This is a genomic window from Alterinioella sp. (assembly GCF_058343375.1).
Genome location: NZ_JBTUJH010000074.1, coordinates 1 through 19,952 on the forward strand (window position 1 = coordinate 1; position 19,952 = coordinate 19,952).

20 protein-coding genes and 1 tRNA gene are annotated in these 19,952 nt (G+C 58.0%); 14 read left to right on the forward strand and 7 right to left on the reverse strand.

Annotated elements, in window-relative coordinates; translation table 11 throughout:
- Positions 1-244 precede the first annotated feature (244 nt).
- Together ACW8PS_RS10700 and ACW8PS_RS10705 are read right to left on the reverse strand one after the other, a co-directional pair.
- Entirely contained in the window at positions 245-1,300 is a 1,056-nt protein-coding gene (locus ACW8PS_RS10700) for a quinone-dependent dihydroorotate dehydrogenase (RefSeq protein WP_491527388.1), read from the reverse strand.
- Positions 1,297-1,659 (reverse strand): DUF952 domain-containing protein, encoded by a 363-nt coding sequence (locus ACW8PS_RS10705; RefSeq protein ID WP_491527433.1) that lies wholly within the window; start codon positions 1,657-1,659, stop codon positions 1,297-1,299. The genes ACW8PS_RS10700 and ACW8PS_RS10705 overlap by 4 nt, the downstream gene beginning before the upstream one ends.
- Positions 1,660-1,785: 126 nt before the next feature.
- Between ACW8PS_RS10705 and ACW8PS_RS10710 the strand changes: the two genes are divergently transcribed.
- The 11 genes from ACW8PS_RS10710 (at position 1,786) to ACW8PS_RS10760 (ending at position 12,828) form a co-directional block, all read left to right on the forward strand.
- Positions 1,786-3,393: a bifunctional metallophosphatase/5'-nucleotidase gene (locus ACW8PS_RS10710; protein ID WP_491527389.1), complete on the forward strand. Its 1,608-nt coding sequence runs from the start codon at positions 1,786-1,788 to the stop codon at positions 3,391-3,393.
- Positions 3,394-3,554: 161 nt separating this feature from the next.
- Complete coding sequence (locus ACW8PS_RS10715) at positions 3,555-3,719, forward strand: hypothetical protein (RefSeq protein ID WP_491527390.1); 165 nt, start codon at positions 3,555-3,557, stop codon at positions 3,717-3,719.
- A gap of 44 nt (positions 3,720-3,763) precedes the next feature.
- Positions 3,764-4,429, forward strand: a complete 666-nt coding sequence (locus ACW8PS_RS10720; protein ID WP_491527391.1) for an SOS response-associated peptidase — start codon at positions 3,764-3,766, stop codon at positions 4,427-4,429.
- A gap of 37 nt (positions 4,430-4,466) precedes the next feature.
- A complete protein-coding gene (gene yddG, locus ACW8PS_RS10725; protein WP_491527392.1) occupies positions 4,467-5,336 on the forward strand; it encodes an aromatic amino acid exporter YddG in 870 nt (289 codons plus the stop codon).
- Positions 5,337-5,763: 427 nt separating this feature from the next.
- Positions 5,764-7,344, forward strand: a complete 1,581-nt coding sequence (locus ACW8PS_RS10730; protein WP_491527393.1) for a reverse transcriptase domain-containing protein — start codon at positions 5,764-5,766, stop codon at positions 7,342-7,344.
- Between the two features lie 299 nt (positions 7,345-7,643).
- Complete coding sequence (locus tag ACW8PS_RS10735; RefSeq protein WP_491527394.1) at positions 7,644-8,834, forward strand: tyrosine-type recombinase/integrase; 1,191 nt, start codon at positions 7,644-7,646, stop codon at positions 8,832-8,834.
- A 196-nt stretch (positions 8,835-9,030) separates the two neighbouring features.
- Complete coding sequence (locus ACW8PS_RS10740) at positions 9,031-9,885, forward strand: hypothetical protein (protein ID WP_491527395.1); 855 nt, start codon at positions 9,031-9,033, stop codon at positions 9,883-9,885.
- Between the two features lie 86 nt (positions 9,886-9,971).
- Positions 9,972-10,160, forward strand: coding sequence for a helix-turn-helix transcriptional regulator (locus ACW8PS_RS10745; protein WP_491527396.1), 189 nt, complete (start codon positions 9,972-9,974; stop codon positions 10,158-10,160).
- Entirely contained in the window at positions 10,157-10,504 is a 348-nt protein-coding gene (locus ACW8PS_RS10750) for a hypothetical protein (RefSeq protein WP_491527397.1), read from the forward strand. The genes ACW8PS_RS10745 and ACW8PS_RS10750 overlap by 4 nt, the downstream gene beginning before the upstream one ends.
- 23 nt (positions 10,505-10,527) lie before the next feature.
- A complete protein-coding gene (locus tag ACW8PS_RS10755) occupies positions 10,528-11,751 on the forward strand; it encodes an RNA-dependent RNA polymerase family protein (protein WP_491527398.1) in 1,224 nt (407 codons plus the stop codon).
- Between the two features lie 198 nt (positions 11,752-11,949).
- On the forward strand, positions 11,950-12,828 hold the full coding sequence (locus tag ACW8PS_RS10760) for a DNA adenine methylase (protein WP_491527400.1): 879 nt from the start codon (positions 11,950-11,952) through the stop codon (positions 12,826-12,828).
- On the opposite strand, the gene ACW8PS_RS10765 is transcribed toward ACW8PS_RS10760, so the two are convergent.
- From ACW8PS_RS10765 to ACW8PS_RS10775, 3 genes are all read right to left on the reverse strand, one after another.
- Positions 12,825-13,811 carry a hypothetical protein gene (locus ACW8PS_RS10765; protein ID WP_491527401.1) on the reverse strand — a complete coding sequence of 329 codons (987 nt, stop codon included), beginning with the start codon at positions 13,809-13,811 and terminating at the stop codon, positions 12,825-12,827. The genes ACW8PS_RS10760 and ACW8PS_RS10765 overlap by 4 nt on opposite strands.
- Positions 13,812-14,960, reverse strand: a complete 1,149-nt coding sequence (locus ACW8PS_RS10770) for a hypothetical protein (protein WP_491527402.1) — start codon at positions 14,958-14,960, stop codon at positions 13,812-13,814. It lies immediately after the preceding gene.
- Positions 14,961-15,104: 144 nt separating this feature from the next.
- Positions 15,105-15,356 (reverse strand): helix-turn-helix domain-containing protein, encoded by a 252-nt coding sequence (locus ACW8PS_RS10775; RefSeq protein WP_491527403.1) that lies wholly within the window; start codon positions 15,354-15,356, stop codon positions 15,105-15,107.
- Positions 15,357-15,469: 113 nt separating this feature from the next.
- Between ACW8PS_RS10775 and ACW8PS_RS10780 the strand changes: the two genes are divergently transcribed.
- From ACW8PS_RS10780 to ACW8PS_RS10790, 3 genes are all read left to right on the forward strand, one after another.
- A complete protein-coding gene (locus ACW8PS_RS10780; protein ID WP_491527404.1) occupies positions 15,470-16,270 on the forward strand; it encodes a hypothetical protein in 801 nt (266 codons plus the stop codon).
- Between the two features lie 11 nt (positions 16,271-16,281).
- Positions 16,282-16,665 carry a hypothetical protein gene (locus ACW8PS_RS10785; RefSeq protein WP_491527405.1) on the forward strand — a complete coding sequence of 128 codons (384 nt, stop codon included), beginning with the start codon at positions 16,282-16,284 and terminating at the stop codon, positions 16,663-16,665.
- Positions 16,666-16,836: 171 nt separating this feature from the next.
- Positions 16,837-17,475 (forward strand): hypothetical protein, encoded by a 639-nt coding sequence (locus ACW8PS_RS10790; protein WP_491527406.1) that lies wholly within the window; start codon positions 16,837-16,839, stop codon positions 17,473-17,475.
- Positions 17,476-17,834: 359 nt separating this feature from the next.
- Here the strand turns inward: ACW8PS_RS10790 and ACW8PS_RS10795 are convergent.
- Both ACW8PS_RS10795 and xsc read right to left on the reverse strand, forming a co-directional pair.
- Positions 17,835-17,909 (reverse strand) — tRNA-Phe (locus ACW8PS_RS10795).
- Positions 17,910-18,093: 184 nt separating this feature from the next.
- Positions 18,094-19,869 carry a sulfoacetaldehyde acetyltransferase gene (xsc, locus tag ACW8PS_RS10800; protein ID WP_491527407.1) on the reverse strand — a complete coding sequence of 592 codons (1,776 nt, stop codon included), beginning with the start codon at positions 19,867-19,869 and terminating at the stop codon, positions 18,094-18,096.
- Positions 19,870-19,952 lie beyond the last annotated feature (83 nt).

Sequence of the window (19,952 nt, forward strand, 5' to 3'; positions counted from 1 at the left end):
TTCGCGGGCTATGTGCTGGCGCTGGTATTGCTGGTGCCGCGTTTCGAAAATCACGGGCTATGGGCGGCCATGATGGTGTTTCTGGTGCTGCGCGGGGTCACGCTTGGGGCGCGGTATCCGGCGCTGGAACGGGCTGCCGCCCTATAGCACTTCTCGAAAAACCTGAATCCCTTAACGCTGCCTGAAATCAAAGATTTCAACGCGTCAAGCGATGCATCACATCTTGGCACTTCCGAGAAGTGCATTAAAGCCAGTCGGCCCGGCCTGTGCCCGTGGCATCAGCAACATTGGCAAACCCGTCGCGGTCCAGCAGCGCATCCAGATCGCGCGCGATGGTGGCGGCCAGCGACAGGCCGCCATAGACCAGCCCGGTATAAAGCTGCACGGCAGAGGCCCCGGCCCGGATCTTGGCATAGGCCTGTTCGCCGGTGGCCACGCCGCCAACACCGATCAGCGGCAGGCGGCCCTCGGTCAGGGCCGAGATCTGTGCCAGAACGCGGGTCGATCTGTCGAAAAGCGGCGCGCCCGACAGGCCGCCGGTCTGGTCGCGGTGCGCATTGCGCAACCCGTCGCGGGCATTGGTGGTGTTGGTGGCGATGATGCCCGAAACCCGTGTGTCCAGCGCAACGGCGGTGATATCCTCGATCTCGGCCGCACTCAGATCGGGGGCGATTTTCAGAAAGACCGGAATCGGCCGGCTCAGCGCGTCGCGCGCCGCGATGACGCCCTGCAGCAGCGCGCTCAGCGCTTCCTTGCCCTGCAATTCACGCAGTTTTTCGGTATTGGGCGAGGAGACATTGACGGTGGCAAAATCGACATGATCGCCGGCATGGGCCAGAACGGTGGCAAAATCGGCGGCGCGGTCGGCGCTGTCCTTGTTGGCCCCCAGATTGAGCCCCACCGGGATGATATGCGCCGTCGCCGCCAGCCGCGCCGTGATTGCCGCCATGCCGTCATTGTTGAAGCCGAACCGGTTGATGGCGGCGCGATCCTCGGGCAGGCGAAACAGGCGTGGTTTGGCGTTGCCGGGCTGCGGGCGTGGCGTGGCGGCCCCGGTTTCAATAAAACCGAAACCGGCACGCATCAGCGGCCCGAAGGCGGTGGCGTTCTTGTCGAACCCCGCCGCCAGGCCGATCGGGTTGGGCAGCTCCAGACCGGCCAGATTGCAGGCCAGCCGGGGTGAGGTGACAGGGCCGGGCAGGGGGGCAAGCCCCATCGCCAGCGCCCGCAGGGCCAGGCCATGCGCGCGTTCGGGATCCATCCGGCGCATCAGCGCCATACCCATCTTTTCCAGTGTCATACGATGCCCCGATCGATCTGGCCCGCGATATGTTCGGGAAAGTCATGCCCGGCGGCGGTCAGTGGCAAGGGCCGGTGCCAGACCACATCGGCCAGGCGCAAAGGCGCGTAGAGATGCGGAAAAAGCGCGCCGCCGCGCGAGGCCTCCCATTTCAGGGCATCCCCGAGCGCATCCGCGTCAACCGCCAGCAGCTCCAGCCCGCCCATCCCGGAAAAATGGCGCGCGGCGGTCGCGATGACCTGATCGGCGGTGGAAAAATGCACGAAGCCATCGGCCAGATCGACCGGTGCGCCCAATGTCCGGCCCTCGGCCTGCAGCATGGCCCATTCATCGGCCCGGAAAATCTTGTAGATCAGCATGGCGACGGGATTGGCCTGCCCGCGCCGCAACGTCAAGTGTCACATGCACGTGACTGAATCCCTTTACATGGTGCAACGGCCCCGCCAAGCTGTGGCCATAACAAAACACTGTCAGGGAGAATTCCGATGCTAGCTCGAATCCTGTGTTCGACGGCGATCTTGGCTGCCATGGGCACCGCCGCTGCCGCCGATTCCAATGAAACCACCATTCACCTGCTTCACTTCAACGATTTCCACAGCCGGGTGCAGCCGATCAACCGCTTCGACAGCACCTGTTCGGTCGAAGATGACGCCGCTGGCGAATGCTTTGGCGGCGTTGCCCGTCTGGAAACTGCCATCGAACAGATCCGCGCCGAGGAGGGGGCCGAAAATGTGGCGGTTGTGGCTGCCGGCGATCTGTTTCAGGGCTCGTTGATGTATACGACCTTCAAGGGCGATGTCGAAGCCGAGATGATGAACGCCATCGGTCTGGACCTTCTGGCGCTTGGCAATCACGAGTTTGACGACGGCCCGGAAAACCTGGCCCGGTTCATGGGCCTGGTCGAGTTCCCGGTGATCTCGGGCAATCTGGATCTGACGCAATCGGACCTTCTGCGCGACGTTATCGGCGACAGCTATGTGCAGGAAATCAACGGTGTGCAGGTGGGTTTCGTGTCTTCGGTGACACCTGATACCGCCGAAATTGCGTCGCCCGGGCCGAATGTCATCTTCCAGGATATTGTTGAGGCAATGCAGGCCGATGTCGATGCATTGCTGGCCGATGGCGTCAATGTCATTGTCGCGGTGACCCATATCGGCGCGGGCTTCGATGAAGTTCTGGCGGCGGAAGTGACGGGGCTGGATGCCATTATTGGTGGCCATTCGCATTCCTATTATTCCGCCACCGATCCGGATCGCGACTATGCCTATCCGACCTATGTGTCGAATCCCGATGGCGGGTTGGTGCCGATCGTATCGGCCGGGGCCTATACCAGATATCTGGGCCATCTCGAGTTGACCATCGATGATGATGGCAACGTGCTTTATGCCGGTGGCAACACGATCCTGCTGGATGCCTCGTTCGAGCCGGATGCGCTGTTGAGCGAGCGGATCGCAGAACTGGCCGCCCCGATCGAGGCGGCAATGTCGGTGGTGATTGCCGAAACCACAGCCGCAATTGACGGCGACCGGTCGAATTGCCGGGCGCGGGTCTGCCAGATGGGTGTGCTGGTTGCCGATGCCATGCTGGACCGGGTGCGCGATCAGGGCATCGACATCGCCATTCAGAACGGCGGCGGCCTGCGCGCCTCGATCGACCCGGGCGAGGTGACCTTGGGCGAGGTTCTGACCGTGCTGCCGTTCCAGAACACGCTGGCCACATTCCAGCTCTCCGGGGCCGATGTGATTGCGGCGCTGGAAAACGGGGTGAGCCGGGTCGAGGATGGGGCAGGGCGTTTCCCGCAGGTTGCGGGCATGCGCTTTACCTGGGATCCGGCCGCCGAGCCGGGCAGCCGCATCATATCGGTCGAGATCGAGACCGAGACCGGGTTTGAGCCGATTGATCCCGAAGCCATTTATGGCGTGGTGTCCAACAACTACATGCGCAGCGGCGGCGATGGCTATGCCACCTTCGCGGCGAACGGCATGAACGCCTATGATTTCGGTCCGGGGCTGGAGCAGGTGGTGGCCGATTACCTGGCCGAGAACACCCCCTATGAGCCGCATCTGGAAGATCGGATCATGGAAGCCGAATAAGCCAGGGCGCGACAGCTGAATTTGGGGCCGGGCGGTGGATTGCCCGGCCCCTTTTGCATGCCATGCAGCGGCGTCATGGCGGATCTGGCAAACGGGCAATTGTCGCGGCTGTTAGCGCTGCCATATGGCATGTGTAACCCGCGCACGAAAAGGAAAGACCAATGTCCAACTACCCTGCACATCTGCTTGATGACGCCCGGAAATTCATCGCCTACCGGCGCACGGTCCGCGCGCTCAAGACGCTTGATATCAATACACGGCTGGACCTTGATATCTCTCGGGACCAGATCCCGCAGATCGCGCATAGGGCGGTTTACGGCAGCTGATCGCGGGGGTTTTCTTCTGCGCCGCGAGGGGTAGGCTGGCCCCCATGTGCGGCCGCATGACCATGACCCACCCCAATGATGCGATGGCGCGGCTGTTCGAGGCCGCGCCCGCCAATGATCTGCCCGATGGCCCGCGCTACAATATCTGCCCGACGCAACCCGTGGCCGTGGTGACATCCGATGCGGGCCTGCGCCGGTATCGCCCGATGCGCTGGGGGTTTGTGCCGCATTGGTATAAATCCGCAACTGGCGGCCCGCTATTGATCAACGCCCGGGCCGAGACCATCGCCGAAAAACCCGCCTTCCGGGCAGCGTGTCGCGAACGGCGCTGCCTGGTTCCGGTCACCGGATTTTATGAATGGACCAAAGATGACGCGGGCAATCGGCTGCCCTGGTATATCCGCCCCATTGATGGCGCGCCGCTGGTATTGGCGGGGATCTGGCAGGATTGGACGCAGGGCGACGCGCGCCATACCACATTTGCCATCGTGACCTGCCCCGCGGGCGTTGGCCTGTCGCATATCCACCACCGCGAACCCGTCAGCCTTGCGCCTGAGGACTGGGCCAGATGGCTGGGCGAAGACGGCAAGGGCGCGGCGCGGCTGATGCGGGCGGCCCCGGCGGACAGGTTTGAGGTCTTCCGTGTTGACGGGGCGGTAAATTCCAACCGGGCCGAGGGCGCGGCGTTGATCTTGCCGTTGGCCCAATGATACCCCCGGGCCAATGCGCCAGCTGAGGATGCCTGCCATGCCCGAATCCACCGCCACGGCCATCGGGTTCATTGCCGTCCTGCTCTGGGCGCTGTTGGCCTTTTTCACCGCCGCCAGCGGCACCGTGCCGCCGCTGCAACTGACCGCCATGAGCTTTGCCATCGGCGGGCTGGCCGGTGCGCTTCGCTGGCCGTTTCGTCCGGCCGCAATGCAGGCATTGCGCCAGAGCTGGCAGGTCTGGGCGCTGGGGGTTGGCGGGCTCTTTGGCTACCATTTCCTCTATTTCTCGGCCCTGCGCGCGGCCCCGGCGATCGATGCCAGCCTGATTGCCTATCTGTGGCCGCTTCTGATCGTGCTGATGTCGGCGCTGGCCCCGGGCGAACGGCTGGGCGCGCATCATGTGATCGGGGCCATGCTTGGATTTGCCGGGGCCATCCTGATCGTGACGGGTGGGGCCATGGTGGTGCCCGATGCGGCCTATCTGCCGGGCTATGGGCTGGCCCTGGCGGCGGCGCTGGTCTGGTCGTCCTATTCGGTCCTGTCGCGCCGGTTCAGCGCGGTTTCCACCGATGTGGTGACCGGGTTTTGCCTGGTGACCGCCGTGCTGGCCACGCTGGCACATCTGGCGCTGGAGGTCACCGTCTGGCCGCAGGGCCCGGGCCAGTGGCTGGCGGTTCTGGGCCTGGGGCTGGGGCCGGTCGGGCTGGCGTTCTATGCCTGGGATATCGGCGTGAAACGCGGCGATATCCAGGTTCTGGGCGCGGCCAGCTATGCCGCCCCGCTGCTTTCGACGCTGGTTTTGATCTCGCTAGGCATGGGGGTGTTTTCCTGGGCCATCGGCGTGGCCAGCCTGCTGATCACCGCGGGGGCGGTTCTGGCGGCGAAGGACATGCTGTCTCGCAGATGACACAAGAAAACGGGCCGCCCGGGAGAGATGCGGCCCGGTTCTAGTCCAGGGAGGGAAGTTGTTCAGGCGGCCTGCTCGACTTGAGATGTCTTTATTGTTCCGCCTTAAGAAACAATCGCCGAACATCATGGCAGAATTGCGGCGATTGTTTCCTGCGTAGGATATGGCCCCCCGTTCTCGGCAGGAAACACACTCTTCTTGGTAAAGTGAAAAGGCCCATCAAACCGGGGGAAACACCAACACCAACTCCAAATACCTCACGCTCCATTTAGGGTTGTATCTTGGGGACATTCAGATGATTGTGAAAGAACGAGGTTTCCCCTCGCAAACGCGCTGTCGTAACTGCGGCGTAAGAGCAAAAGTCTGCACAAGAATCGTGCGCCCAATATGAGCAATGTGCGCATTGGGTGATTGGAGGGGAGACCTCGTGACAAGCCTGTTTTACTTGTTCGGGGACTCAAGCCGAACGAAAATACCGGTTGAGTTTTCAAGCAAATCTAAGCTTCTCAAATACTTGGGCGTCACTCCTGCCGAGCTAAAAAGGATTTGGTGGTTTCGTGGCCGTATGTACTCCCATTTCGCCATTTCTAAGAAGTCTGGAAAGCTCCGCTTCATAAGCGCGCCTGACTATCGTCTCAAGATGCTACAAACTAAGATTTCTCGAAGTTTGAACGGTCTCTACACGCCGCGCTACCCTGTACATGGATTCGTGCCAGATCGGTCGGTAAAAACAAATGCTGAAGTCCATTTGCGCCGTCGTTACTTGCTAAACGCAGACCTCAAAAATTTCTTCCCCACGATTTCCGAAAATAGAGTGAAGGGGCTTCTAAATAGTATAGGAATTGATTCCAATGTAGCCTCAATCGTCGCCCGAATTTGTTGCAACAATGGATGCCTCCCTCAAGGTGCGCCATCAAGCCCTGTAATCTCCAATATGATCTGTTTTCGACTTGATAAGTCTTTAATGCGTTTCGCCAAAAAGAATCGGATACTCTATTCACGTTACGCTGACGATATTTCACTCTCGAGCTTTCAACCACCCATTGCTTTGTTTGAAGGTGCGCGCCCTCTATCGGGAAAACTCGGGCCCGATCAGCTAAGCGATGAGATTAAGGTGATATTTCGTGACAACGGGTTTGAACTAAACCCCGAAAAAATTCACTACGCCGACAAGAATTCTCGCAGGATGGTGACAGGCCTCAAGATCAATGAGGGCCTCAATGTGGATCGGAAGTTCATTAGAAACATTCGGGCCGCACTGTATAAAATAGAAAGTGTGGGGGGTGCCGTAGCCCAAGCGGAGCTTTTGTCACGCTATGGAAAAAATTGTGGTATCCAAGCGCACATTCAGGGAAAAATTTCGTGGGTCGGCTTCGTCAAGGGGCAATCTGATCCCGTCTTCAGAGGGTTGGCCGTTCGCTACAACGCGTGCTTTCCAGCTAACCTTATTAAGGTCATTCCTACACAAGCAGAAATCTTAGATCGATCAGTGTGGGTGTTAGAAACCGAAAACGACACTGGAACCGCGTTTTTCCTGAAAGGCGTCGGGTTGGTTACTGCCGCTCACTGCGTGAATGGTGCTTCCAATATTGTGGTTGTCCATCCACAAAAAACATCAAATCGGTTTAAGGTCGACGTTGCTCAAATTTGTTCACATAAAGACTTGGCATTACTCAGCCATTCGATACCTTCGACGGACTACTTCGAGCTTGATGAGTTCAATGGCTCACCAACGACAGGCGACAAAACCATGGCAGCCGGTTTCCCGTCATATGGCCCCGGCGATAGACTGAATATCAGACCGGGTACAATCAGCTCCCTAACAGTCAAGCATGCGGTCAACTTAATCGAAGTTACGCAGCAGCTGAGTCAGGGGATGTCTGGAGGGCCTCTGATGACAGAAGATCATTCTGTGTTGGGTGTCATTCACAAAGGCGGTCCAGCCGAACCTAGACACTTTGCAGTAACCCTCACTGAGTTGAAGAAATGGATTTCGGGACACCCGTAACCAGCAGATTACCGCACCGCTTTGCGCGAGTGTTTTGGATCACCTGTCAGTTTGAATGCTACCCGAATGATACCCACGATAAATTCGGCCACGTTTCTTGCGGCCAAGATTGTCTCTATCGTATTGTTTTCATTTTGTAAAAATGGTGCCCGGGGGCGGCCGTGAAGTGCTGTTTCACGGGAGTTCATGGCAATCCACTTGAACGTAATAATTCCACGATTACAGCAAGTTAGTGTTTCTTCCTGTTTCAGCTTGCGCCATACTGTGGCAAGACAAAAGGTGGACAGAAAGGTGGATTGGTGGCGGCTCTCAACAAGCTATCCGCACAGCGGGTAAAGACCGCGCCTCCGGGCAAGTATAATGACGGTGGCGGGTTGTGGCTGCACAAGCGCCCGGATGGCGGGGGGCAGTGGTTTCTGCGTGTTACCGTGCACGGGCGCAGGCGCGAGATGGGGCTGGGATCGCTCAGCGAAGTATCGCTTCGCGAAGCCCGGGCGCTTGCCGACAAATGGCGGGCGGTGCGGCGCGAAGGGAAAGACCCGATCAAGGAGCGCCAGCATTTGCAACGGGTTGCAGCGAAATCCGAGCACACACTTGCCGCCGTGGCCGAGGCCGCCTTCGAGGCCAAGAAGGCCGAGCTGCGCGGAGACGGCAAGGCCGGGCGCTGGTTTTCGCCGCTGGAACTGCATGTGCTGCCGAAAATCGGCCGTGTGCCGGTGCAGGAGATCGACCAACAGGACATCCGCAACACGCTTGCCCCGATCTGGCACGAAAAGGCCGATACCGCCCGCAAGGCGATGAACCGCCTCAATATCGTGCTGCGCCACGCCGCCGCCATGGGGCTGGATGTGGATATTCAGGCCCCGGAAAAGGCCCGCGCCCTGCTGGGCCGACAGCGCCACCAGACGCGCCACGTTCCGGCGATGGCGTGGCAGGAGGTGCCCGCATTCTATGCCAGCCTTGACGAGGGCAGCATCACCCACCTGGCGCTGCGCCTGCTGATCCTGACCGCCGTGCGCTCCAAGCCGGTGCGTTTTTTGCGCGAGGAACAGATTGAGGGCGACATCTGGACCATCCCGGCCGCCAACATGAAGGGACGGCGCGGCCAGACCTCGGATTTTCGGGTGCCGCTCTCGACCGAAGCGCAGGCGGTGATTGCCGAGGCCCGCAAGTTCGCCCGTGATGGCTTCCTGTTCCCAAATGTGCGCCGGGGCGTGATCTCGGATGCCACCATGTCGCGCCTGATGGAGCGCCGAGGGCTGGAGGCCCGCCCGCACGGCTTCCGCTCCAGCTTTCGCACCTGGTGCGCCGAGGCCACCGATACACCCCGCGAAGTGGCCGAAACCGCGCTGGGCCATACCACCGGCACCAAGGTGGAACGCAGCTACCGCCGCACCGACTTTCTTGAGCAACGCCGCATCCTGATGGAAAGATGGGCGGGGCATGTGTTGGGGGAAATCGGCACCGTTCTGCGTATCAGGGAAGCGTGACAACTTGGAGCAACCGTGACCGACAACCCCGTGAGCCGCCCGCGAAAACCGATCTATCTTGCCGATCTGTTCTTTAACTTCAGAGTTTTCTCGGAGCGTATGTTTTCAGCAGAGGGAACGCTCCGGCGCATCGAAGAGGCAGAAAGACCAACGTCAACTAATGTGCCCTGGACCCCAGACAAGAACCGGGCGAAGCATGCAACGTGCATATGAAAGGCTGCAGCTTCGTAATGGCCTGGCCTTCTATCTCTTTGATCGTTTTCTTCACGACGAGAACAACCGACTTGAAAATGTTCTTGTGGAAGCCGAAGCAGGCCAGTTCCTGACCGTAGGTCCAACCGTATTTACCAAGATCGGCGACCTTGATTTTAGCAGGGTCGATCATTGGCGCGATATCTGGATTGGATGGGAGAAGGAGAAGAAAAACAAGGCCGCAGACACCGATGAAAAGCCCGTGAAGAAATATTATTCTTTTTTTGATGAAAGGGAACTTGCCGAAGCCGCCAACGAAAATGACGTTGTTGAGTGGTTCCATCTAGATATAGCACGACAAAGATTGCTTGAAATCGCGGGCCACTACAGTGCGAGCTATCCCCTTCTGGATACAACACTTTGGACAGTGAAAGACCTGAGCAGCCTTGAAAACGGTTTTGGCGTTCAGGACCAGGAAGAGCTTGAGTGCATCGTCGCTGCACGCGCACAGATGACCCCGTATTCAGAGCTCCCCCTATGGTTTCGCGGAACGAAACCCACAAAAAAACATATGAGGGACATGCTGGGAAACATGCCCAGGCTGAACGACAATTACATTACTGCGTTGGCGCATGAGCTCCACGAGCACTATCGCCGCCTAGGGGACAGCAAGCTCTTTCAGCAAGATGCGGCCATTTTTTTGAAAATCAGGAAGGACACGCGCACCTTCAGGAAAACCTGGAGTGCTTTCCGAGAAATGCTGACGCCTGAGGAGCGAGCGAGGCTGCCAAAACGAGGAGAGAAAAAGAAAGACCGCCAACAAGACCAAAGCTCCGACACCCAACAAAATACAACCTAAGGTAATTGTGCAGGTGTTTATCTTGCCGATATTCAGGGATTTCTAGCTGGTCCATAGTGGCACCGAACGAAGCAACGAGGTGCGCTATGATCCATCCATTCTACCTATCCATCAAAGACCTCCAGCACCTGACGGGGCTGGGCCGAACCACGATTTATCGCCGGGTCAAGGACGGGACGTTTCCCAAACCCGTCAAGATTGGCACACGCACATGTTGGGTCCGCGACGAAGTTTTCACGGCCTTTGAGGCACTGAAATCCCGGAGGCCAACATGAACGCCTTGGCCTCCTGCGTTGCAACCGTTGCAACTGGTTGCACGAAACCCGCACAAGAGCGCCTGGAAACGGCAAGCCTGGACCTGACGCGGCATGAAAGCAGCGAGGCCTATCACCGGGTCATCGCTTCTTGCGAAAACTACCGGGTCATCCTGTGCAAGGACGCCATCCAATGGATCATCCAGCGGCGCGTCAAGCAAGCTGGAAGCCGTTCTGGAGCGCGCTGGAAGGCAGTCAGTTACCATACCGAGCGCCGCTCGCTGATCCGTGTCTGGCACGCCAGGACGCGACTGCCGCAGCCGCTGGAAATCCAGTTGTTGCCGGAACAGATCACCCGCCGCTGACGCCAGAACGAAAGGCATCTCCGATGGCAATTGTAACCCCGATGATGGTGCTCGCCCCCGCCCGGGAAGCCGAGCGCATGGTTCACAAGATGCACAGCATCCGCGCGGACCGCCGGAAATACCTGGCCAGGGCTTTCCGCTCCGGGGATGAAAGAAAGCTCCGCAAGGCGCTGAACAGCTTCTTCACGGATATACAGGTGAAAATGTCGGCCCTGCACAAGGCAGGGGAACGACAGCCGAACATTGAAGGCTGGCGCTATGCCGCCAAATCGTTCGACCCGCGCACCCCCTTCCCCGAACCGGTGAACTGGTGGCCCGAACCGAAAGCCAGGGGCGGCTACCGGATCGTGTGCGACCTGCCGCGCCCGTTGAAAGCCACCCACTACATGATTGCCGATGCGCTTTATGCGCAGATGGGAATACCCCCATTCATCTTTGACTTGCGCGGCCGGGGCCGGAACAAGGCCCTGCTGGGCCTGTTTGAAAAGCTGAATGCCGGGTTCAACAGCTACCGCGTGTTTGACGTGAAAGACTGCTTTCAGAACGTCAATCCCGAGGTCATCCACAAACTGCCACTACCAAGGAGGATCATAGAAAATGCCCTGATAATCGAGAACCTGTCGTTGCAACGGGTTGCAAAACAGAATGCAACTGAGCCGGGAGATATTCTTTCAGATACTCCTGTTACCGAGAACATTGAGAGCGGGCCAGCCGGACTTATGCAGGGTTCCCCGGCCTCCAATGTCATCCTTGCCTGGCTGCTGCGAGAAGCGCCATGCCCGGACAGTGAAGACTGGTTGTTGTTCGTCTACGCGGATGACCTGATCGTGGTGGCCAGGCAGGATGGCATCTTGGACCGGGTAGAACAGATGCTGGTCGATTTTTTCGAGTGTCCCAAGCTTGGCCCGCTTCCTCTCAGGAAAAAAGCCGCCGGAACCGGTGGCGCGTTCGACTATCTTGGCTGCGAGTTTTACCACAACAGCATCAGCGGCGAGTGGGGGCTTGATCTATCGCAAAAGAACTGGGACAAGCTTGCCCGCAATCGCCATGCCGAGGTTTTGAAATACATGCTGGAAAACCCGCACGGGATTTATGTGGACGAAGAAAAATCCATTCGCGGCATGGTCGCCAGCTTTCCCCTGAAAGAGGGGCGCGCAGCGATCCGCGAAAGGGCGCTCATGATCGGGCCGGACTGGGCCGAGGTTGAAAGGGTGCGAAACAATATGCGGCGGCGAGATCGCCCCTAAGCCTTCGCCCGCCTGCGCCGTTTCTTGGCCGGGGTGGCGGCGCGGGTGGAGCGACGATCAAATCCAAGTGCTAGCACGACCAAAAAAGCAATTTGCACCCAATTTGGGTTTAAAAGTCTTGCGGTTCGCGATAAGAAGCAGCTAAACAGTGCCTATTTTGGGATGTCAAGTAAATTGAACCGCGTGAAAGGGGGGGGAGTGTCTGATCTGCAAACAGTTTTGATCCCCAGATCACCGACCCGTCACACCCAAAATGCGGTGTCGCCTTTCCGATACCCCGGTGGCAAGGCATTTCTAACCGAATACTTACATCAGCAAATTGAAAAACTCCCACAAAATGCCCCAATCTGTTTTGTGGAACCCTTCTGTGGAGGTGCAGGAGCCGCGCTCAATCTGTTGGCGGATGATCATGTGCAGTTACTGCACTTGAATGACGCGGATATTCGTATCTTTTCCGCATGGAAGGCGATCCTCTCCGAGGCTGAACGCTTTATTGAGGCCATACGAACAGTCCCGCTTACAATGGCGGAGTGGTATAAACAGAAAGAAATCGTTTCGTCACGCGGTTCCAGCGGATATTCGTTTAAACTTGGGTTTTCGACATTTTTCATGAACCGCACCACCCGTTCGGGGATAATCGAAAAAGCCGGACCCATTGGGGGCTATGACCAAACAGGAAAATGGAAGATTGGTGCAAGGTTCAACCGTGAGAAACTCGCAGGTCAGGTTGAGTGGCTTGCGAACAATCGTGACAAAATTTCCTTGTCCAATCTGGACGCATTGAACTTTATAGCCAAGACCCGAAAAGCGGTTAACCTATCCTCCACCCTGTTCTTTATTGACCCGCCTTATGTTCGCGCCGGTGGCCGCCTATATTTCAACGGCATGACCGAAGCCAAGCATATTGCTTTATCTGATATTCTTGCTTCGGGCGAAATCCCGCATTGGGTTCTGACCTATGATGATGCCCCGTTGATCAGAGAACTTTATCGTGGCTCAAACTTGGCAAAAATTTCAGTGAACTACAGCCTGCAAAACAAGCGAAAAGAAAATGAACTTCTGGTGACGCCTCTCTAAACTGCCTTTTTTAAGGCTTTCTTCCGAAACGTCTTTATCCATTCTTGGACTTGAGGCAAATTATCTGCTTCATCCATTTCGATACCTGAATTTTTCAGGCGCAATCCTTTTGCGGCATATTTTGGTAATCGCGTCCGATCCAAGATAGCGCCGTGTGTTGTGTGCTCATTGATCCATTCGATTACGTCCACTACCCGAAATGGAATAAGGGTCGCATAACCTGTGTTTCCCCGCGGGGGATAGCTAAAATAGTTGGCTTCAAAAACTTTCAAGTGAGTTTCGACAGGCTTCCCCTTCCAGTTATGGCCGCTAGCAACCTGTCCGTAGTATAGAATCGTTGGCGGTGGCCGATCATCGTTGCTCCAAGATATAACGTCGACACCACCGTCCTTTTCCCTCGGTGGTGTATATTGCCCTGGCTTGTCCTTCGTTACGAAGCCGGCCCCGCGGTCTTGCGCCCGTCGTAAAATTTCAAGGACGGTATCTTTATCTTCCCGAGGCCAGCCAACGCTCGCCGCACTGCCTTCCGCAAGGCCTGCCATGGCAAATGTCGAAATGACTTGAAACACACGGTTTCGTAGACAATTAACGATTTTCTTCCCTGGTTTGAATTCTAGCAGGGCGCTACGTGCTAGATGACTTGTGAGCAAACAAACCAGATAAAAACTACTCTCTTCATTTTCCCAATCTGGTTTCAATGCAAGTTCTTCGGCGTCATCTGAAAGCTCAAACGGATAGGACGCACCACAAGCATCCGCTCTTTCCGTTATCTCATTTTCGATCTTCTCGACTAGGGCTTCAATTGCCCTGTTTTCGTCACCAATATTCTCTTCTTGTTCTTCCTCCTGCACATCAAGTGTTCCTTGAAGCACATCCAGCCTCGCAATGCCGAACTGATTAAAAAAGGCAATCAACTCAAGCCAGTCGACCAAGGTCGTCGCTGGCGCATCAATTTCCGGCGGAACTACAGGCTCACCCGCCATTTATTTCTCATTCTCTGGCATGGCTTCAAGATCGGACAAGGCAGCGTTGACCTCACGCAATATCACACCCGCTCTTTTATAGGCCGACTTGGCCACATCCTGTAACTCTGCCTGATTTTCAGGGTCAAATCCATCCAGCGTTTCCTGTGCCTTTTGAAGTTCTGCATTTGCATTCAGTAAGTGTTTTGAGAACCGAACGTCTTTAGGTGTTGCCGTAATGATTGCAGCGCCAAGATCGGCCCTTTCTTCGAGTTCCCTTGTTGCCGCTGGCGAAGCGAGCACATCCCGGAGCGTTTTCAAGTCCGGGTTCTGACTTTTGATTACCGGTTGCGCATCATCACTTTTTGACCCGTAAAGCCATACTAGAAGTTGTCTGAGCTTCGGTAGATTTTCTTTCGGAACTGGTTCACGGGAAGGGTCTTTAGTCCGCACAGGGCGTTCCATTCCAAGGTAATTGGTAAACTCCTCGTAGCTCAACCCAGTATACAGGTGGGAAAAGCTGAACGCCTTTTTTTGCCGGTCACTAATATCATAGGCTTCAGTTTCCTTAGCTTGGCGGAGGACGAACAGGGCTGTAACCATCCGGTGGATGGTCGCATGATTGTCCCCCATCCGGTTCGCTATGTCCGCCAAGGAAAGCGGCTTAGGTTTCTTGGCCTCTTCGTCTAACCATCTGCCTGCGAATTGCGCTTTCGCGTAAGCATCCCAAGCCTGCGGTCCATTGATATGCTTGAAACCTATCAGTTCACGGGCATCCTCTTCCTTCGCAACTCTGTAAACAAGGATGTTGTCCAGTGTATCTCGGACCTTTTGGTCGAAATCTGGCACCGTTAATCTGGCATTTTCTGCATACTCCGGGTTTAATAGTGCTTTGATGGCTGCCAGCCGTCGATTGCCTTCCAAGACAACAAGACGATCATCGCGAAGAACAACGACCAATGGTTCGATATTGATGTATCCGCTTGTCGCGATGGACTGCACCAGTTCTGCTAAGTCAGCAGTGCTGGCCAGCTTTGAGATTATCGCTTGATCTGTATCTTCATCCGGTTTCTTGTCCGGTGTAAATCTCGGGTTATTTATGTCGAAATGAAGGTGCTGTAGCGCCACTTCTTGCGGCTCTTTTACTGGAGCAATCTGATCCCAATCCATTGTTCACTTCACTTTCAGGTTTGCGCTCTATTCCAATAACGCTTTGTTTTAGCGCAGTTTAGCAGCCCTCTGCTCCACGGTCTATGGGCTTTTGCGCTGAACAGCACAAAGGCAATACGACTGAGAATTCCTCCATGGCTTCCGTTACAAGGTTTCCGGCAGCTCCCCCAAGCACCTCTCCAGAAACCCCGCCGGTTCCTCGCCCAGCGCCTTCAGGATCACGAAGGTTTCCACCACGTCCAGCCGTCGCTCGCCCAGCTCATATTTCCCCACGAATGACGCCGGTTTGCCCAAGCTGCGCGCAAGCTCGGCCTGGGACAGGCCCTTGGCCTTCCGCAGCGCCACGAGAGCTGCAAGGAAATTCTGATAGGCCTCTGTTCTGACGGCACCTGCCAAACCGGTATCCCCTCATTGATACCGGCTGTTACCCCTGTTTTAGGTTTACCCCCAAAGTGGGGGTGATATAATGGTGCAACCCGTTGCAAATAACTGGAAAAAGGATGTTCTGAATGCGATTTCTCAAGCTGGTTGCTATTGTGGCTGGTCTGTTTTTCGCCATCGCCCTTACCGTTACGATCAGCCCGCTTGCCGGATTTGCCCTCGCCTTGCCGGTGACGGTGGTGTCCGGCTTTGCCTTGTTCCGGCCCCTGCCCAGGCTGGGGCTTGGCAGCCGTGTTTTCGCAGGGGTCATTTTCGTCTTTGTCGGCCTTGGCAACCTCGCATTTTTCCAGGATGTCGCAGAGCGTGAGACCTATCTGGCCGCCCTGCGGGAAAGCGACCCGGCGGCCTATCTGGACGAGCTTGAAGAGACCGATCCGCGCCGATGGCTGCGCGAGCTCGAAGCCCTCGCCCCCGAACGCTACCGGGCGGAAATCGAACGTCGTGAACGGGAAGCCGCCGAGGCAGAGCGACAGCGCGAAAGGGAAAGGGCTGAACGGGCCGCCGAAAAGGCCCGCCAGGAAGCCGAACGAGCCGCAGAAGCCGAGCGCCTGGCAGCCATTCAGGCGCGGCTGCGCGAAATGTCGGAGCGCGCCCAGCGCCAGCCACCGCCACCACCCGCGCCCAAACGTATCACCGGTGCCCATGTAGGCTGTATTACCAAGGACGCGCTGGAAGAATTCCGCACGGCCGCGCACAACAACGATCTTCGCCAAATCCGAGCCCTGACCAGCACCATCTGCACCTCCATCAAGGGGATGGAATATTCCGTCGTTGACCGGGGCTGGATGACCTCGCGCATACGGGTCTACGGCAACGGCGGCTCGGCCGTGCTCTGGGTCATCAGCGAAGCCCTGAAACCTGCCAAGTAAGGAGAACCCTCATGCGCAAACTGATCCCCCTTGCCCTGCTGGCCGCAATCCTGCCCGGCGTGCTGGCCGCCGGACCGCTGAAAGACGCCAAAGAGGTGCTGGAAATGTGGGCACCCAAATCCGTCACGCTCAACAACGGCACGCTGACCGTTGTTCTGCCCCAGAGAAGGATCACGCAAGACATCTACACCGGCGTTCTGACTGCCGGGCTGTGCCTGGGGCAGGCAGCGGGCAAGGACTTCTCTGCCATCACCAAGCTGGTGGTGCTGAACCAGTTTGCCCGGCAAGGCTATGTCTTCGAGCGCGGCGCACAAGATTGCGACCGGATCAACAAGGCCCCGGCCGGAAGCGACACCCTGCGCCTGATCATCCTCAGCGCCACGCATCTTTACTGAGGGCCGATCATGTCGCCAGCCGTGCTATTGCTGCCGGGCGGATGATCCCGTGAAAAGTAGATGCAGCCGCCCGAAAATCCCGCGTTGCAACTGGTTGCAAATTCCCCCGGCAGAACAGCAGCTCGCAAGGCTGGCGATGATCAAGCAAACTGAACATGTTGAAAGGCAAGCATGAGGAAACCCGCAACCGTTACCGCACTGAATAACCTTGGGCGCGTGCGCCTGTCGCAATCCTTCTTCATGCGCGAATTTCTCTACAGCGAAGTCGCCGCCCTTCACGGCATCCCGAACATCCCCGACAACCCGGACCTTGCCATCGCCGCCGGGCGGGGCTTGTGCGAAAACCTGCTGGAGCCCTTGCAGGCCACCTTCGGCAAGGTCGTCATCCGCTCGGCCTATCGCTCCTGCGCGCTCAACCAGTTCTGCAACGAACAGCAGAAGGCCGGGAAAAAGGGTTACAGCTGCGCTTCGAACGAGGACAGCTATGCAGGCCACATCTGGGACCGGCGCGATGTGCAGGGTTTCATGGGGGCCACCGCCTGCATCGTGATCCCGTGGTTTGCCGACCAGTATGAGCAGGGGCAGGACTGGCGCAGCCTCGCCTGGTGGATACATGACCACTTGCCCTATTCGGCGCTGTTCTTCTTTCCCAAGCTGGCGGCGTTCAACATCACCTGGCACGAAAACCCCGAGCGGCGGATTTCCAGCTACATCAAGCCTCGGGGCATCCTGACAAGGCCGGGGATGGACAACCACGGCGGGGATCACTCCGCCTTCTACGAAGGCTTCCCAACGCTCCGGCAGAGCTGATACCCTCTTTTTCCAGCGTTTCTGTGTATTTTCTTCCGGCACAACCCCTGCCGCAGCGATTTCTTGCAACGGGTTGCAACGCGGGGGCGGCATTCTCGCTTCTCCCCGAACATCAGATCGCGCACTCCGGCGGCTTCCGGGCACAGGGTGAAGCCCCGGGGCCGGTCACCAAACAGACTGACATGGAGCCTCGCCGGGCTGGTTGCAGCATCCTCCCACTCGGCGAATGCGCGGTCGGACAGCTTCTGCACAGCCTGCCTCACGCTGGGCAACCAGAGCCATAGGGTGGACAGAAAGGTGGACGGAAATTTCACTTCTACCGCCAATATACTGATAATAAATGATTTTCTTGAAAGGAATGGTGCCCGGGGGCGGAATCGAACCACCGACACGAGGATTTTCAATCCACTGCTCTACCCCTGAGCTACCCGGGCACGGGATGGGTGGGCGGGCCACCTTGGGTTGGGGCGTTCTAGGGTGTTCGCGCGGGGCTGTCCATAGGTTCTGCGCAAAAAACTGCAGGTCGCATGTGGCGTTTTCATCGCCGGGAAAGAGATCGGTAATCCGGTGTGGAACCGGGCCGGGTCGGCGCTGACCGGCCCGGCCATTTTCAACCTGTCAGCCCGGGTTTTGCGGACGCATGTCGGCGGCGTCGATACCGGCAACCGCGACCGGTTTCTTCATCGCATCCCGGCGGAACGGATCGCCCAGTTCCTGGTTGATCATCACCTCGATCAGCGTCGTCTTGCCGGCCTTCTGGTCCTTCAGTGCCTGGTTCAGCGCGTCGGTCAGTTCCGCCATCGTGCGCGCCACGATACCGTTCAGACCGCAGGCCTTGGCGATGCCGGCATAGCTGACCTGTTCGTCCAGTTCGGTGCCCACGAAATTATCGTCAAACCAGAGCGTCGAGTTGCGTTTTTCGGCCCCCCATTGGTAGTTGCGGAACACGACCTGTGTGATAGCGGGCCATTCATCCCGGCCAATCGCGGTCAGCTCGGTCACGGCGATGCCGAAGGCACCGTCGCCCGAAAACCCCACCACCGGCATATCGGGGCAGGCGATCTTGGCCCCCACGACGGCGGGCAGGCCATAGCCGCAGGGTCCGAACAATCCGGGGGCCAGGTATTTGCGGCCGTCCTCAAAGGACGGATAGGCATTGCCGATGGCGCAGTTATTGCCGATGTCGGAGGAGATGATCGCCTCTTTCGGCAATGCCGCCTGAATGGCGCGCCAGGCCATGCGCGGGCTCATCCAATCGGGTTTGGCCTTGCGGGCGCGCTCATTCCAGTTGGTGCCGGGATCATCCTCTTCGTGATCCATCGAGCTGAGCTGCTGCGCCCAGGCCGATTTGGTCTGGGCGATGGCGGCCCGGCGGGCGTCGCGGCCTGCATCACCCGCGCCCGGTGCCAGTCTCTCAAGAATGCTTTCGGCCACCTGTTTGGCATCGCCCACGATTCCGACAGTGACTTTCTTGGTCAGGCCGATCCGGTCGGGGTTGATATCGACCTGGATGATCCTGGCATCGGCCGGCCAGTATTCCATGCCATATCCCGGCAGGGTCGAAAACGGGTTCAGGCGGGTGCCAAGGCAGAGCACGACATCGGCCTGTTTGATCAGCTCCATCGCGGCCTTTGAGCCGTTATAGCCAAGCGGCCCGGCAAACAGCGGGTGCGACCCCGGGAAGGCATCATTGTGCTGATAGCCGACACAGACCGGCGCATCGAGCCGTTCAGCCAGCGCCATCGAGGCCGGGATCGCGCCGCCCAGAACCACACCGGCCCCGTTCAGGATGACCGGAAACCTGGCCCCCGACAGCAGATCGGCGGCACCCTGCACGGCGCGGGCACCGCCCGCGGGGCGTTCAAATTCGACAATCGCGGGCAGCTCGATATCAATCACCTGGGTCCAGAAATCACGCGGCACGTTGATCTGGGCCGGCGCGCTGGCGCGCTTGGCGTTCAGGATCACGCGGTTGAGCACCTCGGCCATACGCGTTGGGTCGCGCACCTCTTCCTGATAGGCCACGCAATCGGCGAACATGCGCATCTGCTCCATCTCCTGAAACCCGCCCTGGCCGATGGTCTTGTTGGCCGCCTGCGGCGTGACCAGCAAGAGCGGCGTGTGGTTCCAATAGGCGGTTTTCACGGCGGTGACGAAATTGGCGATACCGGGCCCGTTCTGCGCGATCATCATGCTCATCTTGCCGGATGCGCGGGTATAGCCATCGGCCATCATCCCGCCCGAGCCTTCATGGGCGCAATCCCAGAACCGGATGCCGGCCTTTCCGAAAATATCCGAGATCGGCATCATGGCCGATCCGATAATGCCAAAGGCATCCTCGATTCCGTGCAGTTGCAGGGTTTTCACAAAGGCTTCTTCGGTCGTCATCTTCATGGCGCGGATCTCCGGGGTGGATTGTGAATATTCGGGCAGGCCTGTCTGCGCGCAGGCTATCGCCTGGACCGGGGCGGCGGTTA